Source organism: Nostoc sp. MG11, assembly GCF_014904695.1.
GTDB lineage: Bacteria > Cyanobacteriota > Cyanobacteriia > Cyanobacteriales > Nostocaceae > Komarekiella.
In genome coordinates this window covers 54011-71650 of record NZ_JACXXN010000020.1, presented here as the reverse complement: position 1 = coordinate 71650, position 17640 = coordinate 54011, and the positions used below count along the sequence as shown (strand labels likewise).

Sequence of the window (17640 nt, the reverse complement as noted above, 5' to 3'; positions counted from 1 at the left end):
TACTCTTACTCTCTGCGTCTCTGCGCGACGCCAGTTCGCTCAAGTCGGGAAACCCGCCCACGCGACTGGCTCCTCTGTGTGAGACAGATTTATCTTTTCACTCAGCACTACTAACCAACAGAGCAACTGGAAAATGCGCTAGAGCTGCTCCGATGGATAGCGTTTCTTTAGCCTGTAAGGATTGCTGAGTCAAGACGTTGTTCCAGGTAAAGGAACTTCCGGCGGGTAATTGCAGGTGCGTATCTTGCCATACTGACTCGCCCAAAGGATATTCTCCAGGTTGGATGAGGCTGGTGAGAAAGCGAGGCGCGATCGCGATCGCTGTTTGATTCCCCTGTCGCCGCGCAAAAGCAACAATGTGATTGGCGTAAGTTCCCTGAATTTCTAACGGCAAATAGTCACCATCTCGAAATAATGAAAGATAGTCTGTTCTTGCCTTCAGTAATTGAGTCGTTAAAAACAGTTTGATTCTGCCATCTGTTTTGTAGCTCAGCAACTCCTGAATTAAGACGAGAATGTCTGTCTTCGCCTGTTTCTGAATGGCACTCAAATAAGCTCGTCGCTGCTCAAAATCTACGGTACGGCGGTTGTCTGGATCAACCAAACTCAACTCCCAAAGTTCCGTTCCTTGGTATAAATCAGGTACACCGGGTGCAGTAATCTTTAGTAAAGTCTGGGAAAGGGAATTGAAAATACCATAGTCTGCAATCCTTTCTTGAAAGGGGCGAAAAGCTTCTAGAAATTCTGCTGAGATGGATGGGTCTAGCACTTTCTCAATAAAAGTAGCACATGCTTCTTCGTATTCGCTGTCAGGTCGTAACCATGCGGTATGGACTTTAGCTTCCCGAATTGCCTTAATTATGTAGTCTTTAACTCGTTCTACGAAAGACTCATGTTCTTGTTCGGTAAAAGGAAACGCGCCCACTAGCGTTTGATATAAAAAATACTCATCGTTACGATCTGGTATAGCAAAGCCGTGGCGCTCGCTGCGATGTCCTCGATTAATCGCGCTCCAGGTATTTACCTGCTGTTCCCATTCATCAGGAATCTCTGATAGCACATTTAACCTTGCTCGCACATCTTCACCGCGCTTGGTATCGTGAGTGGCTGTGGTGTTCATCGTGTGGGGCCACGTTGCTTGATGCTTTTGGTTAAAAGCGTGAAAGTCAGCTAAGTTTATACCAAAATGACTGGGATTACCCCCCACTTCATTGAGCGACAGCAAGCGGTTATAAACATATAGCGTGGTGTCTTCTACACCTTTGGCCATTAGTGGGCCGCTGTATTGCTGCATTCGTAGTACAAAATATATCCACTGCTCGCGTTCTGTTTGAGTCAGAGAGTTATCAAACTCCAGTAGCATCAGCTTTTCGATAAAGGTCAACTCATGCTGCAACAGGGGCGTTTGTTCTTTAGCTTGGCGAATTACTTCCTGAATGCAGTCGCGATCGCTATCCTGGATACCATCGGGAGTAATGTAGGTGCGGTAAATCGGGAACAAAGTCAACACTTCGGCGATCGCTCGTTTTAGTCCATTCAGCGTAAAGTCATTGCCATAGCGATATTTGCTAGAAATATTCTTCAACAACAGAGCTAGATTATCAATGTCACCTGCTAAGTTCTTTTCTAATATCAGGTGCTTTTTCTCTTTCACCAACGATGCATAATCTACTCTCGAACCAATAAAGTTATAGTAAATTCTATCGAACCTTGATTCATTTTCACATTGGCAAAACACACCATTTACATAATTCAAAAAGTCGTATCCAGACGTACCTTTAATTAACCAATTTTCTGGTAAATCTTCGGTAAGTTCCAATATTTTTTCAACAGTAATATATACATCTCCCATCTTTTCCTGGAGACGTTCTAGATACTGGAATGGGTTATAAAGTCCATCAATATGGTCAATTCGTAACCCAGTAAATTTTCCTTCCTCAACCAGTTTTTGAATCAAGCTATGAGTGTTATTAAACACCCGCAGTTCTTCAACTTTCACAGAAATTAGTTCGTTAACAGTAAAGAAACGGCGGTAGTTCATTTCTTCCGCTCCCACCTTCCAAAAGGCGAGACGGTAAAATTGATCATTTAGTAATTCATCTAGCAGGTTAAAGCTCTCTGAATTGCCTTTTTCTCCGTTAAAGATTTCGAGGTTTTCGTCAACGAACTCGCGGATGGCATCGTTTGTACTATAGAGTTCCCAAACTAATCCTTTAATAAATGCGATCTGGTCTTGTCGCTGTTTCCCTGCAACTTCTGAAGGCACATTTTTGAGAATGTAGAGAATCCCTAATAACTTAATGAAATCGGGATGATTGCGTCCCAGTGTACGCGTGAGTTTGCCCAGATTATGGGTGAGAAATTTTGTGTAAGACTCTAACCGCAGCGGTAGTTTTAAGCTGTAATAGTTCACGGTTAAACCGTTTTGTTCGTATTGCAGCTGAATGTCTCTGTTTTCCAAAGATACACCGTAGAAGTCTCCCAGCAAAGGAGCCAGAATTCGCTCTTGGCGATCGCCAAATGGAGCATTCCAACTTAAATCAAAGTAGTCGGTATAGCTGGAATCTGGCCCGTGTTCTAATACGTCCACTAAGTAGTGGTTTTCGCTGGTATACGCCATGTGATTGGGTACAATGTCTTGTAACCATCCCATACCAAGGGATTGTAGTTCGCCAACTAGCGCATCAAACGACTCGGTAGTTCCTAATTCTGGATTGAGTTGAGTGGCATCTACTATATCGTAGCCATGCGTACTGCCAGATCGTGCTTTGAAAATGGGAGAGGCATATAGGTCAGAAATGCCTAAGTCTGCTAAATAAGCGGCGATCGCTCTAGCGTTTTCAAAGCCAAATTGAGGTGTAAACTGAATTCGATAAGTTGCGGTGGGAATTCGCATAGATTTGTTTTTAGTGAAGAGATGGTAGCTTTCCTCTGTGTCTTTGTGGTAAAGAAATACTTTTTAAACCACTAAGACACAAAGTATTTATAGACAATTTACAGCTTACAAAATCCTTACTCCTAACTTTCCAGTTCATACAAAACTATGCTGGTGGGTTGCAGTTTCAGATCTTTCCCTACAGACAAATGCTCAGGTGCTTGCGAACCAGGGCCGGCCCATGATGTATCAGCAGAGTCTAATTTTTTCTGAGCATTTTGCTGACTTGGCAGGATTGTTGACACTGGAGACGAATTGAAATTCATCACAAATATTAGTTCGCTAGATTCGCACCAACGACGCACCACAACCAACTGCTTATCTTCATCGCTAGTTGCTTCCATGAAGTTGCGGTCTTTTTTCAGAAGTACCGGATGCGTCTGGCGTAAATTAATTAACTGGCGATACCAATCCCACAAAACTTTGTGTTTACCTTCGTTGTGTAATTGCCAGTTGAGTTTACAACGTAAAAAGGTTTCCGCAGATTCGGGATCTGGTGGATCGTCTTCATAATGAAATGCTTCAAATTCTTCTCTGCGTCCGGCTCGAACGGCTTGAATCAAATCTGGATCGGAGTGACTGACAAAGTACATGAAGGGTGCAGTCTCGCCATATTCTTCTCCCATGAACAATAGCGGTAAGTTGGGCGACAACAGCACAGCTCCGGCTGCTAACTTTAATCCTTCAAATGAGAGCCGCTGGGTGAGGCGTTCCCCCTTCATTTGATTGCCAATTTGATCGTGATTCTGGATACAGACTGCAAACTGTGAGGGAGAGCGATCGCGGCAAGACATACCATGAAATCGTTTGCGGTGCGGGGCGTATTTCCAATCGTAGATAAAAGTATCTGTATAAGCTTTTGCTAAATCAGCGCATTGTCCAAAGTCTTGATAATATCCTTGGCGATCGCCCGTCAAAAGTGCGTGCAATGCATGGTGAAAATCATCACTCCATTGGGCATCAATACCGTATCCACCCAATTCTGGCGGACGAATTATTTGCGGATTATTCAGGTCACTTTCGGCAATTAAGTGGCGTTTCCATTTTTGCCCTTGTGAGAAATTATCAACTGCTTCAGCCAGTTCCCACAAAAAATGCTTAGCTCCCAAATCATAAATTGCCTGAATGGCATCAAGCCGCAATGCATCAATGTGGAATTCTCGCAACCAGTACAGGGCATTTTGGATGAAATAGTTTCGCACACCCTGACTAAGGGCATCATCGAAATTCATCGCATTGCCCCATGGTGTCTTATAGGTTTTAGTAAAGTAGGGCGCGAACTGACCCATATAGTTACCTTCTGGGCCAAAGTGGTTATAGACCACATCCAGGACTACAGCAATACCGTGTTGATGACAAGCATTCACGAGTTGCTTAAGATCAGTTGGACTACCATAAGAATTTTGCACAGCATAAGGGTAAACGCCGTCATAGCCCCAGTTGCGGTATGCTAAAGCAGCTTCAATATGAGTGTCTCCTGGAAACTGAGCGATCGGCATGATCTCAATGGCGTTAATCCCCAGTTCCTTCAAATCCGGCAGACGGGAAATAATTGCGGTAAAAGTTCCTTCAGGCGTGAATGTACCAACGTGGAGTTCGTAGAAAATCATCGACTCCAATGGAATGCCAGCCCATGCTTCATCTGTCCACTCAAACTGTTGATCGACAATTTGAGACGGCCCATGAACCCCTTCAGGTTGATACTGTGATGCTGGATCAGGGAAAGCATCTTGGTCATCTAAGATATACCGATAAAGCGTGCCCGGATACACATCGTTCACTTTTGTCTGCCAGTATCCCTCTGCTTGAGGTTTGAGCGGAATTACCTGCTGCTCTGGCGTCAAAATTTGCACCGCTACACTATTTAACGTTGGAGACCAAACTGTAAACTCGCACTCTTTATTACCTAAGTAGTGAGCACCAATTTTCACGCCCTATCCTCCCATCAGAATCTTATGTTGTGCCGAACCAAAGCATGCCTGTAAATACGATACATTGCAAACTGTTTACAAACACGCCAGATAGCATAATGGTTGGTCTACTATGCTTTTGGCTAGCACCGGAAGGCTGAATTTTGTTACTAAAAAACTCTATCTGTAGGAGTTAGGAAGTAGGTGCTCAAAAGAGCATGGGAGTAGAGGAAGCAGGGGAGCCCAAGGGGAATAAATACTAACTCTTGACTCAGAACTTTTTCAACTTCCTCCGCCATTCCATAATTCACGACTATTCTGATGTATCTTGCGTCTGTGTATTCATCTTGTGCTGTTTAGTATCTTTTTGCCGTTTATCTTCTTTCCATCTTCCTGTTTTGCGTGCGGCTTCAGTTAGAAGATACTCAATTTGAGCGTTAACACTCCTTAGTTCGTCAGAAGACCATTTCTCCAGCACTTCGTATAACTTAAGGTCTAAACGCAGTAAAAACCGTTTTTTCTGGCTCATGTCTTAGGTGTAAAGGCTGCCAGCGTTAACCACTGGTTGAATGTTCTGTTCTGAGGTTAAGACAACCAGCAGATTGTTAATCATAGCTGCTTTACGTTCATCATCCAAGTCAATAATTTGTCGTTCGCTAATCCGTTTTAGTGCTTCATCGACCATCCCGACTGCACTGTCAACAATTTGTCGTCGCGCATCAATCATGGCTTTGGCTTGTTGACGACGCAGCATCATTTGGGCAATTTCTGGAGCATAGGCAAGATGAGAAAGTCTTGCTTCTAATACTTCAACTCCTGCAACTTCCAGTCTCGCTTGCAATTCTTGTTGAAGGAAAAGTGCAATTTCATGAGGTACTGCACGCAACGAAGGGATTGATTGCTCATCAGGCGCATCATAAGGATAGCGGATTGCTAGGGTACGAATCGCTGTCTCGCTCTGGATGCCGACAAATTGTTCGTAGTCATCAACTGCAAATCTAGATTTAGCTGATTCTACTACTTGCCACACTACTACGGCTGCTATCTCTATTGGGCTGCCTTGAGCATCGTTTACTTTTAATATTTTGCTGTTAAAGTTGCGAACCCTCAAAGATACCTGGCGTTTATTGGTAAAAGGGTTAGTCCACCAAAAGCCTGCTTCCTGCACAGTACCAACGTAACGCCCTAAAAAGACTAGTACTACTGCTTGATTTGGTTCAACCGCAAAAAAACCAGACCACGAAGGAATTAGCACTATGAGCAATGTCGCCCCCAACCATGCCCCTATTTCTGCTAAATCGGCAAAATCTTCCACTTTAAGATTTCTGCCCAATACTTCTATTAATCCTTGTATTGTCGCCCAAACCTGCCAACTACCAAAAATTGCTAAAGCTAGGATTATGCTCAAAGCTAGGAAGCCGTTAACTTTAAATGCAGGAAATTCCGCGATTTGCTGTTTCATTGTTTGCTCTTTTTGTTATCAAAGTGATATCACAATAATAGCAAAAAAATGGCAAGTGCTTAAGTAGCACTCACCAGAAACAGAGCGGTTTTCAATTGAATAGACTACACACCTAGGGGTACAATATATTCATTGGTGTTAACTTAAGCCAAACCTGTTTGAATTCTCGTTTCCAGATTCTAATACCAAGTTGTATTTTACCCATTTGAAAATTGCTGTAAATCCCGCTCGTATTACTAGACGTTTGCTTGCTGCCGTTGATATAGTGACCAGTACAAACCCTTTTGTTGCAATAATTGTGAGTGAGTACCACGCTCAGCAATTACACCTTGCTCCAACACTAGAATTAAATCAGCACGTTTGAGAGGGGCAAAGCGGTGAGCAATAAGGAATACGGTACGGTTAGCGGAAATTTTTTGTAGGTTTTGTAATACCTGTTGTTCAGTTTCACTATCCAAAGCGCTGGTAGCTTCATCCAAAACTAAAATCGGCGCTGGGGAAAGAAATAACCTTGCTAGGGCGATGCGTTGTCTTTGTCCGCCAGATAAAGCTGTCCCGCGTTCTCCAACGTTGGTTTCGTAACCATAGGGCAATTGACTGATGAAGTCGTGTGCTACAGCTAGTCTGGCAGCTTCTACTACTTGCTCTGCGCCAATGTCAGGATTACCGAGAGTAATATTTTCCAAGATGGAACCATTGAATAAAAAGTCTTCTTGGAGAACTACGCTAATTTGCTGCCGTAGTGAGGCTAAATCAGCACTTTTAATATCAAAACCATCGATCAGAATGCGTCCTGATTCAATTTGATAGAGGCGTTGCAATAGCTTAGAAAGGGTACTTTTACCAGAACCACTGCGTCCAACAATACCAACAAACTGCCCTGGTTCTGCATTGAAGGTGATGCCTCGAAGGACTGGTTCAATGTTTGGTTGGTAGCGGAAAAAGACTTGCTCGAAGGTAACTTGACCTTTGAGGGGTGGTAAAACTAGACCAGTTCCAAGTTCGGCTTCTGGAGCAACGTTAAGAATATCACCAATCCGGTCTACGGAAAGTAGGACTTGTTGTAGATTTTGCCACAACTGCACTAAGCGCAAAAGTGGCCCTGTGACTCTCCCAGACAGCATTTGAAAGGCAACAAGTTGACCAACGGTAAGTTTTTGTTCGATGACTAACTTGGCTCCAAACCAGAGAATCAGCATGGTGGAAAAATTAGTGAGGAAGTCACCAATATTGCTGCTGATGTTGGAGGTGGTGGAGGCTTTAAAGCCTGTGCGGATAAATCTGGCAAATAAGCCTTCCCAGCGATCGCGTGCTACTGGTTCGGCTGCATGGGCTTTGACGGAATGAATTCCCGTCATTGTCTCCACTAGAAACGATTGACTATCGGCACTGCGGTTAAATGTTTCGTTGAGCCAGTTGCGAAGAATTGGTGTTGCAACTATCGTCAAAATGGCAAAAAGTGGCAGTACTCCTAAAGCCACAAAGGTAAGTGGGACGTTATAGTAAAACATCAATGCCAGGTAGACCACAGCAAAGATGCTATCCAGAATCACAGTTAATGCTGTACCTGTGAGAAACTGGCGGATTTGTTCGAGTTCTTGGACTCGTGCTACTGTGTCTCCGACGCGCCGCGACTCAAAATAAGCCAAAGGCAGACGCATTAGGTGGCGAAATAGCTGTGCTGATAAACTCAGATCTAAGCGACGGGCTGTATGAGTAAATATGAATAGGCGCAGAGTACCGAGTATGGCCTCAAATATGGCTACCGATAAAAGTGCGATCGCCATGACATCCAATGTTGCCAAGCTCTCCTGCACCATCACCTTATCAATAACGACTTGCGTAATTAGCGGTGTTGTTAATCCTAAAAGCTGTAACGTAAAAGACGCTAGTAATACTTCTCCTAGCAATCCCCGATATTTCCAAACTGCTGGTGTGAACCAACCGAGGTTAAATTTTTCTTGCTTGGATATAAGTTCTGCTTGCCACAGTTGCCCATCCCAGGACGCCTCAACTACTGACTGCGGCAAGCTTTCACAAGTCCGATCAGGATTTAGAGGATTAGCGATAATTAGGCGATCGCCCTTTACTCCATACGCCACCACCCAAGAGGGAGTCTGAACTGAGTCAGGATTCCACAGCAATAAGGCTGGAAATGACAACTGGCGCAACTCACGCCAATTCACTTGCAACCGTCGCAACAGCAATCCTAACTTTTCTCCTGCTTCCACAACATGTTTTGGGCGTTGTCCTCTGAGTTGGCGTTGCACCCATTCCAGTTGCACACCATTTTCTAACTGTTGCGCCGCCATTGTTAAACAAGCAGCAGCCGTATTCCAGCTAGCAACAAAAGGATAATTTGGGATTACCAGAGTGGAAGAGTGGGGAAGTGAAGCAGTGGAGGAGTGAGGAAGTGGAGAAGTAGGGGAGTGAGAAAATGTCCCTCCCTCTGTCTGTTTGCCTTTTTCTCCTTCTTCTAAAGGCCCTTGCCAGAATTCCTCTAGTTGTGGGTTAGAAACTTCATCCCACAGTGCTGTTTCCCAACACACTATTACTACTTCTTTACTAGCGGCTACAGCTTTACAATCTACAGAAAGCTTTTGTAAGTCGCCAAACCAATCCCCCGCCTCTAAAGCTGCTAATGGCTTACCAATATTTTCTTCTCCAAAGTTTCCTCGGAGTTCTTTACGCAGGCGGACTTTACCAGCCACAATAAAGAATTGGGAACCTCCAATTTCATTTGACCAAATTTTTTCTCCGAGACGATACTGACGGATTTGGGACTGATTTTGTAATCGGGATTTTTGTTCGGGCGTGAGCCAAGTTAGAGGTGGCTGATTCCAAGGTAAAGAGGCTAGCACGCTTAGTAGAGATTCATTATCCAGAATTTTTAACTCACTTGTAATTTCACCGTCAGCTTTTGAATTTTCTCTGCTAGCCATTTCTCAAATAACTCATTTTGTAGTGCTTGCTTTAGTTGAGTATCTTCTAAAGACGCTGGCAGAAATTGTTCTACTCGAAACAAACCATAGCGTCCTTCAAGTTCTACTGGCCCTACTAATTGTCCAGGACTCGCCACATCAACAGCTGCCCGTAGTATATCTGGTAGACTTCCTCGACTGATTGGCCCCATCATGCCGTGTACAATTCGGTCATCTGCAACTGAATACTCTTTAGCTAATTGCTCAAAGCTACCTCCTTCTTCGATTTGAGTTTGTAGTTCTTCACTCAGTTCGCGATTTTCAACCAAGATGCGAGAGAGTACTATCCGATCCAAAAAAATTTTACGTTCGATGAAATATTCTGGGATTTTTGGTTCCGTAATTACAGCCTTCAGCTTTTCTAATTTGAAGCCAAAAACGACTGATGCGTGAAAGGTAGCGTAGTCTGTGTTGTTTTTGTTTAACCACTCTTGAAAACTTTGAGGGTCAGCCAGTTGATTTTTCAGCCTAAAATCAATAATTGTCTGTTCAGTTAATGCTGGACTGATTTCAATATCATCTCGCGTTTGTATTTCCTGCTCAATTACGCGCTGACGGAGAATGTCCCCAATGAATTGTCCCAATTTTCCAGAGGCTTGCAGGTATTTTACTACTTCCTCTAAAGAAATCGGCTGGTCATTGATGGTTAAAAAGGATGAAGATTCCATGAACTAATTACGTGGAAATGGTTAAACACTTAAGCATCTTTCAAATTAAATCATATAGAAATCAGCTTGTCATTTATGGATAAATATGATAAAGATTTCGTGAACTAATTACATAGAAAATGAGTGCAAATTTATATGACTAGTAAATAAAATAATTTCGTCTGATCACTGGTACAGTCTAGCAAGAGCAAGATAGTAGATAGTATGGTGTATCTGGGCAATAGCACATTAGCTAAGCAACCAGGTCATTCGATTTTGTATTGCCACCACGACTGAAAGCCACTTCCTCTAAGACTTTTTTGTTTTTGGCCAAGAGCGGGTTGTGTAAAAAAGCTTTACAAATGTCAAAATGCTCAGGCAATGATACTTGTCCATGTCCAGGCAAGTATTATTGCAGCGATCGCACCTATTAATGTGTTGAAGATATTTACCACTTCGTTGGTTAGCCAAGTATATTTAGATTGCAGCGTTGCCCCAATCACACTTTCTAAGTTTGTGGCAATAAACGCTGCTAGCACACACCAAGCGACTCCCCATAGATCAATCAAACCTACTCCCCAGCCAACAAAAGCGATCGCAACTGATGCCACTACACCAGCTAAAGTTCCCTCTAAGCTAACCGCTCCTTCTGTTCCACGAGATACTGGTTGCAGTGTGGTAATCAAAAAGGTGCGTTTTCCATATGCTTTCCCGACTTCGCTAGCAGTAGTATCAGAAAGTTTGGTACTGAAACTCGCCACATAGCCTAACAATAGTAGGGATTGGGGGCTGGGAACTAGGTACTGGGGACTGGGTAAGATGAATCCTGAATTGATCAGCCCTACTCCCAAGGCACATAGCGCCCCCGTCAAAGCTGAACCCCAGACATTTTCTGGACCTCTTGCTCCAGAACGTTTTTCGGCAATTCCTTCTGCTTCTTTTTGGGCCATGCCGATGCGGGTAACTCCAGAACCGACTATAAAATAGAACATGACTACTACATATCCTTGCCAGCCGAGAGTTCCCCAAATTAGTACACCTAATAACCAAGCGTGGAATAATCCAGCCGGGGTCAGCAATTTTTTGAGAGCGATCGCAGCTATGCCCAACAAAATTGTGTTTAAACTTATCCCAACTAACCAGGGATTCATAGAGTTAATTAAAGATATCATCACTAATCAATCACGAGTAGTTTTACATTTAAAGCTTAACTGTTTGACCTTTAGCTCCCCCGAGCTATGTAATATGTTTATATTATTTACTGAATAGCGATCGCTCTAAAAGCTTAGTGTCAAAATACAGGTAATATCTTGTAATTGCACCGCCTGAATATTTACACTCTTGTCCATGCAAACATAAATTACTATGGCTGCACAAGAGTAGACGCATAAGAAAGTTCAAGGTTCAGCTTCCTACCGACGAACGTCGATAGCAGCTTACCTCAGGCTAAGAGCAAATTGGAACTGTGCAAATTTTGATCACAGCCAAAAGCTTGTCGCAAACAAAGCGTTTAAATCCAAACTTGGCCATAAGAATATAAGCTAAGGTCAATTAAAACTGTGTTCACATTGACCGTAACTGAATCTCGTTAACATAAATTGTAAATAGTCTCAACCACCAGTCTCCTCAGTGCAAGCCATGAACCAAACTTTATTTCATCTTGCCTTCCCCGTGACTGATATTGCCCAAACAAAAGCATATTATGTAGAAGGCTTGGGCTGCATTCCTGGTCGTGAAAGTCAGTATGCCCTAATTCTCAATCTCTACGGTCATCAACTGGTAGCCCATGTCACTAAAGAACCCTTGTCACCTCAACGTACTATTTATCCTAGACACTTTGGGCTAATTTTTACCCAAGAACGTGACTGGGAAGACTTACTAGAAAAGGCACAACTACAACAGCTTATTTTTAGAGAAGAACCCAAAAATCGCTTTGTTGGTTCTCTTCTGGAACATCGGACTTTCTTTTTAGAAGATCCCTTTTATAACTTGATGGAGTTCAAGTATTACCGCCACCCAGAGGCAATTTTTGGGAGTTACGAACATGCTCAAATTGGGGATAGAACTTAATAGGCTCTGTTAGTACTTCTGCTACTACTGCTAAGCTTCTAGAGTCTCTCAGCATCCAGGGGTGCATCGCCACTGGCACTATTACTTCTCCTCCCACGGGCATTTGTGAACTTCTTGCTGGTACAATCATCAAATCATAAGGCGTCCAGATAGAAGTAAAATTTAGCTGCTTTAGCATGGCAGCATCAGAATTCAAATCTTTAAGAAAAATGCTGTTGGGACGCATTTGCACGCATCCAGGACGCTGGGAAGCATACGCAGTCACGGTTCCATAATGGGGCGAAGATATAGTGACAAACCGCTGCACGCGCTTAATTCCCTCCAGTCGTTGCACATAGTAACGGCTGACAATTCCCCCCATACTGAAGCCTACCAAATCTAGTGGTTGTTCTGGGGCAAAGGTGCCAGCAATGTAATTGGCTAACTGCTTTGCTAACTCATCAAGACCTACATCACCATTATTAGGCACTAGGTTTAGGGTATATACAGACCAACCCTGTTGTTTTAAATAGTCTGCCATTCTATAGAAAACTGCCCCCGTGTCATCAATGCCATGTGCCAATACAACGGGATTGCGCTGTTGATTTTTAGTATTCATCTATAAAGTTCGGCTCAATCGAGTCTGTAGAAAATTTAACTGGGTACAATCGTTATTCGCCAATAGGCTATGACACTACTTCCACTGGTTAATCAAAACTGAGTATCTGCCAAACAAAGAAATGTTAATTCTTATTAAGTCTACTTTCAGAATCTTGCTCTTAGTTACAGTAAAATTTCATAATTAGTTCTCGGTGTATACAGGTTGCAAGTGGTTGCAAGAAAGAGTTGAGAACATTTGCCCTGTAGTGTTACTACAATGTTAATTAAGCACAAACCTTAAGTTAAGGGTTGTCACCAGGATAGAGTGGCGTAAAAAAATGTAACATTTAGCCGTAATTCTTAATAATTGCGGTCAAACTCCAGATAGTTAAGAGGCAGGAGCAATTGTAATGATCGGTTTTATCAAAAAATTAATCACCAGTATTCTGGGTTTCGTTACTGGGCTATTACCTGGAAAGAAAAAAAGCAATGGCTATTTCTTAGAATTAGACGAAACCAAGGATGCAAAGCCGCTAGAAGCAGCTAAAGAAGCAGCTAAAGAGGTAGCATCAAACGCTAAGAAAGCAGCGGAAACAGTTGCATCGAATGCTAAGAAAGCAACGGAAACAGTTGCATCGAGTGCTAAGAAAGCAACGGAAACATTTGTATCAGATACACCAGAACCATCCCAATCAGATTCATTGAATGGAACAAAAACTGCCGCAGCTAAGACTAAAGCAAAAGCAGTTAAAGAGACAAAATCAGCTAAAAAGGCAAAACCAGCCGATGTTGAGTTAGTCCAAACTGCCGAGGGTCTTCAGATTCAACCTGGCAAAAATGCAAAAGCTGCGGCAGCTAAAGTAGTCAAAGAGCAGCCAACTGAAACCACTTTTGCGCCCAAATATCTCGCTCCTTCGGTTACTAGCTCTAACGGTCGTCGCCGTCCAGGGGCAAATATGAGTGCTTATTTAGAAATGGCACGTCAGGTTAAAACTCCTCAGCAAAAGTAATCAAATGTCAGCGAGAAATGGCATATCAGGTTAAAACTCCTAGTTAAGTTTGGTAATTGGGGCGTCATAACCCATTACTCATCATCACATCTTTAACAAATACCAGTCCACTATATAAATGAAAAGCTGGGTCCCAATTAGTCTGTTCCCTACGAAGCAGGTGAATGTGAGATTGGATTTGACCCAGCATTTCTGTTTGCTCTAATACTGTGTCTGCAAACGGTGTGAAATCTGACCAAATTTTGACTTGGGGTAGTTGCTGCTCAACCCAACTCAATAGACTATTCCAATTAATCCTAATTGTATTTTGGCTAGCTTGGGTAATGATTTTTACACCTTGCTGGAAGTCATAGCCATTGTCATAGAGTCGCAGAATACAACGTCTGCCAGGTAAGTGTAAATCACAAAACTGGGCATAGTCTTGGATTTGGGTCTTCCGTTCCAGTTTACCGCGCACGTCGCGATCTACAACTTCCTCAAATATGGGTAATAGTCCTATAACTTGTGCTTTAACTTCTAACCAGTCAAAAGTTAAAGAACCAAGTTGATTTAACTGATTACAACAAACAACAGTAGCTTGTTGGGCAGATTCTAGAAAGTATTTGACTTGAAAAACTTGAATTTGCTGAATCTGAGCTATGGTTGTCCAGAAACAGGGAATGCTAGCCTGCTGTAGTTGTTCGCCATAAAATTTTAATTCTCCTACTTGTCCACTGCGGTACAATCTCCAGCCACGGCTTGGTAGCATTAACCTTGCAGTGTAGGGATCTAACTGCATAATTTGGGCAAATTTTCGAGATGCTTCTGTTTTCAGTTCGTTACTCAAAGGTTCTAAAACTAGTACGCCAAGTTCAGTGTTACTGGCTTGGGCCATTGCTTGGGAAATGGCTCTTTGTCTTTCTTCCTGTTCAAGTTCTTGGAGTCGCCGCAAACCTTGACGTGCTTGTGTGACTATTTTGGTATTGGTTGTATCTCGCAGCAGTTGGCGATAAATTTTTTCTGCGTCTTGGCGCTTTTGGGATACTTCGTGCAGTCTTGCAAGGTAAAATTGCACCCAAGGATTTTCTGGTGATTCTGCTAACAGCTGTTTGAGTAATTTCGCAGCTGTTTGATAGTCTTTACGCTCAAAGGCGATCGCAACTTGCTCAATCATCACTTACTTTAAATGCACGCTGGAGTGATGTCTCGCACAAAGGTGACTTTGCGTGAGGTATAAATCATTTATACTTCACAAGCTGCGGTAATCAAGGATAAAGCTACTACTGGCGCTGTAACTGCTCTGAGAATGCGGCGACCGAGAGAAACAGGTTGGAATCCAGCCGCGATCGCACTCTCAATTTCTTTTGCTGTCCATCCGCCTTCGGGGCCAGTTGCAACAATAATCGTGCCTTCTTGTTTGTGCTGCAAGCAATCTTTTAAATGGGGAGAGTCGCCACGAGCTACACATATATATTTCTGGCTATTTGTCAATGACAAATCACTCATGATTGATGATAAACCAGTATTAAAAGCAACAGGTTCTAAAATTGTCGGCACAAATGAGCGCTCTGATTGCTCGGCGGCTTCGGCGGCGATGCGTCGCCAGCGTTCGAGTTTTTGGGGACTGGGATAAAGTAAAGTGCGATCGCTCAGCACAGGAGCAATACAAGCTACTCCCAACTCAGTACAACACCGCACAACTTCATCAAATCCATTGCCTTTGGGCAACGCCACTATGAGCGTAATCGATACAGGTAATTCAGTTGCTACTGTAAGTGGTTCTAAAACCTGTGCCTGCTCTTTTTCTAGCTGCGCCAACCACCATTTCCCCCTACCATCCATTGCAATAAAGCGATCGCCCTCACGCAAACGCAACACACGTACTAGATAATGTTGCTGCTCTTTGGTAAGTAAAATTTGCCCTTGTTGGAATTGGGAAGGAGCGATCGCAATTCGTTGCAGTTGAGACATGGGATTTTTTGCCCTGCTCACTGTTGACAGCGAGGATATTAAGGATGAGGTTCTGACGACAGATTTTTCAAGTAAATCTCTACCGCCTCGTTAACTAGCTGAGTCATCGGCTTACCTTGGCGAGTTGCGGCTTCCTTCACCTTGATGTAAATGTCATCTTGCAGGCTGACGCGCCGCCGCGATTTCCCGGTAGCAATAGTAGTATTAGCGATCGCTACCTCTTGATACCCACTATCCTCGGCAATTTCTGCAATAGTCGAGTCTGCCATTGTTTCCACTAAACCATCAGCATCGTCTGTAATCTCTGCTGTTGCAACGGTTTGAGATTCGTAATTGGCAGCAAATTCGCGGATGGCATCAAAACCAACGCGATCACAAAAATCACCGAAGCTTTCCCCAGATTTCCGTGACTGCTTGAAGTAGTTAAAAATGGGTTCTAGCTGGGTTTCCAAATCGTTATGATGCAGGCGTTCCATGTAAGGTAACGCCAGTCTGGTTTGATCTGGCGAACCTCCTAACCATAATTGGTAAGATTCTGGAGCACTACCGACAAAGCCCAGTTCTGCCAAGTAGGGACGAGCGCAACCGTTGGGACAGCCTGTCATCCTTACCACAAAATGCTCGTTTTGTAAACCTAATTTATCTAGTAGGTTGCGAATTCGCTCCAAAATGCCTGGTATTGCCCGTTCCGATTCGGTGATTGCTAAGCCGCAAGTGGGCAAAGCCGGGCAAGCCATTGCATAACGCACTAAAGGTTCGATTTTTTCAGGTTCAGAGACGACGCCGTGACGGTTGAGAATGTCTTGAATGGCTTGCTTATTCTCTGGTTCGATGTCGTAAAAAATCAGGTTATGGTTGGGTGTTAGGCGAATAGGCAAGTTAAATTGCTCGACAATTTCTCGTAGGGCAGTTTTCAATTGAAATGAGCCTTCATCTTTAATCCGGCCATTGTCAATGGAAATTCCTAAAAATAACTTGCCATCGCCTTGTTCATCCCAGCCAAGGTAGTCTTGATATTTAAACTCTGGCAGTGGTTTGAAGGGTTCCACTGGTTTACCAAAGTATTCTTCGACTTTGGCGAGGAATTTATCCACACCCCAATCGTTAATTAGATATTTTAATCTGGCGTGACGGCGGTCAGTGCGATCGCCATAATCTCTCTGGGTAGCAACAATCGCTTTCACGGCGTCATAAACATCATCTTTCGCCACATAGCCAATTGCATCTGCTAACCTAGCGAATGTTTCTTCTTTATTGTGTGTCCTACCTAAGCCACCACCAGCAAAGATATTAAATCCCTCCAATTCTCCCTGCTTATTGGTAATTACTACCAAGGTGAGGTCTTGAGAATATAAATCAACCGAATTATCTCCTGGCACTGTCACGCAAATTTTGAACTTACGCGGCATGTAGTGCGTGCCATAAATCGGTTCTTCAGTGTCATGAATAATTGTGCCATTGCCATTACGCTGTCGGGCTGCCTTCACCTCTGGGTCTTCTTCAGCACTAATTGCCTTTTCCCCATCTAACCAGATTTCGTAATAAGCGCCCGTTTGCCCTGACAGTAAGTCAGCAATATTCTGAGCATATTTCCAAGCATATTGGTACTCTGGGCGATTCTTATATGGGACTGGTGGTGCCATCACATTGCGATTGATGTCGCCACAAGCTCCTAAAGTCGAACCCAGGTTTTTGACAATGGTGGCAATTGCTGTTTTGAGATTCTTCTTTAAAATCCCGTGCATTTGAAACCCTTGACGGGTGGTTGTTCGCAATGTGTGATTACCATATTCATCAGCTAGCTTGTCTAAAGCTAGATACAGCTGCGGTGGTACTAAACCACCTGGATTTTTTGTCCGCAGCATAAATTGATAATCTTTCTCTTGACCCTTAGCGCGATTGTCACGGTTATCCTGCTGGTAAGAACCGTGGAACTTCAGAAGTTGTACTGCATCTTCGGTAAAGTGGGTTGTGTCCTGAAGTATTTCGGTTGCTACAGGTTCACGCAAAAAGTTACTTTTTTCTTTGATGCCTTCTACTTTGGAAGGCTTACGATTGACTATGGGGGGAGCAGATTTAATCATTAGTAAAGTTGT

The 17640-nt window shown here is 43.3% G+C and carries 13 protein-coding genes; 2 read left to right on the top strand and 11 right to left on the bottom strand.

Annotation, left to right across the window (positions count from 1 at the left end):
• Positions 1-97: 97 nt before the first annotated feature.
• The 7 genes from treY to HCR01_RS23620 form a co-directional block, all read right to left on the bottom strand.
• Positions 98-2896 (bottom strand): malto-oligosyltrehalose synthase, encoded by a 2799-nt coding sequence (gene treY, locus HCR01_RS23650; RefSeq protein ID WP_193198535.1) that lies wholly within the window; start codon positions 2894-2896, stop codon positions 98-100.
• Between the two features lie 122 nt (positions 2897-3018).
• A complete protein-coding gene (gene treZ, locus HCR01_RS23645) occupies positions 3019-4866 on the bottom strand; it encodes a malto-oligosyltrehalose trehalohydrolase (RefSeq protein ID WP_193198534.1) in 1848 nt (615 codons plus the stop codon).
• Between the two features lie 292 nt (positions 4867-5158).
• On the bottom strand, positions 5159-5374 hold the full coding sequence (locus HCR01_RS23640) for a hypothetical protein (protein ID WP_193198533.1): 216 nt from the start codon (positions 5372-5374) through the stop codon (positions 5159-5161).
• A 3-nt stretch (positions 5375-5377) separates the two neighbouring features.
• Positions 5378-6307: an SPFH domain-containing protein gene (locus HCR01_RS23635; protein WP_193198532.1), complete on the bottom strand. Its 930-nt coding sequence runs from the start codon at positions 6305-6307 to the stop codon at positions 5378-5380.
• 236 nt (positions 6308-6543) lie between these two features.
• The gene (locus HCR01_RS23630; RefSeq protein WP_193198531.1) at positions 6544-9249 is read right to left on the bottom strand and encodes a type I secretion system permease/ATPase; all 2706 of its coding nucleotides are present in this window, start codon (positions 9247-9249) and stop codon (positions 6544-6546) included.
• Positions 9198-9956 carry a peptidylprolyl isomerase gene (locus HCR01_RS23625; RefSeq protein WP_193198530.1) on the bottom strand — a complete coding sequence of 253 codons (759 nt, stop codon included), beginning with the start codon at positions 9954-9956 and terminating at the stop codon, positions 9198-9200. Before HCR01_RS23625 ends, HCR01_RS23630 begins: the two co-directional genes overlap by 52 nt.
• Before the next feature lie 353 nt (positions 9957-10309).
• The gene (locus HCR01_RS23620; RefSeq protein ID WP_193198566.1) at positions 10310-11107 is read right to left on the bottom strand and encodes a TIGR00297 family protein; all 798 of its coding nucleotides are present in this window, start codon (positions 11105-11107) and stop codon (positions 10310-10312) included.
• 466 nt (positions 11108-11573) lie between these two features.
• Here HCR01_RS23620 and HCR01_RS23615 point away from each other — a divergent pair, with 466 nt between their 5' ends.
• Positions 11574-12005 carry a VOC family protein gene (locus tag HCR01_RS23615; RefSeq protein WP_193198529.1) on the top strand — a complete coding sequence of 144 codons (432 nt, stop codon included), beginning with the start codon at positions 11574-11576 and terminating at the stop codon, positions 12003-12005.
• Here HCR01_RS23615 and HCR01_RS23610 read toward each other — a convergent pair.
• A complete protein-coding gene (locus tag HCR01_RS23610; RefSeq protein ID WP_193198528.1) occupies positions 11935-12603 on the bottom strand; it encodes an esterase/lipase family protein in 669 nt (222 codons plus the stop codon). The genes HCR01_RS23615 and HCR01_RS23610 overlap by 71 nt on opposite strands.
• A gap of 391 nt (positions 12604-12994) precedes the next feature.
• On the opposite strand from HCR01_RS23610, the gene HCR01_RS23605 reads away from it, so the two are divergent.
• The gene (locus HCR01_RS23605; protein ID WP_193198527.1) at positions 12995-13594 is read left to right on the top strand and encodes a hypothetical protein; all 600 of its coding nucleotides are present in this window, start codon (positions 12995-12997) and stop codon (positions 13592-13594) included.
• 64 nt (positions 13595-13658) lie between these two features.
• Here the strand turns inward: HCR01_RS23605 and HCR01_RS23600 are convergent, their stop codons facing one another.
• From HCR01_RS23600 to sir, 3 genes are all read right to left on the bottom strand, one after another.
• Positions 13659-14747, bottom strand: coding sequence for a tetratricopeptide repeat protein (locus HCR01_RS23600; protein ID WP_193198526.1), 1089 nt, complete (start codon positions 14745-14747; stop codon positions 13659-13661).
• Positions 14748-14815: 68 nt separating this feature from the next.
• Positions 14816-15544, bottom strand: coding sequence for a 16S rRNA (uracil(1498)-N(3))-methyltransferase (locus tag HCR01_RS23595; protein ID WP_193198525.1), 729 nt, complete (start codon positions 15542-15544; stop codon positions 14816-14818).
• Positions 15545-15582: 38 nt separating this feature from the next.
• Positions 15583-17628 (bottom strand): sulfite reductase, ferredoxin dependent, encoded by a 2046-nt coding sequence (gene sir, locus HCR01_RS23590; RefSeq protein ID WP_193198524.1) that lies wholly within the window; start codon positions 17626-17628, stop codon positions 15583-15585.
• Positions 17629-17640 lie beyond the last annotated feature (12 nt).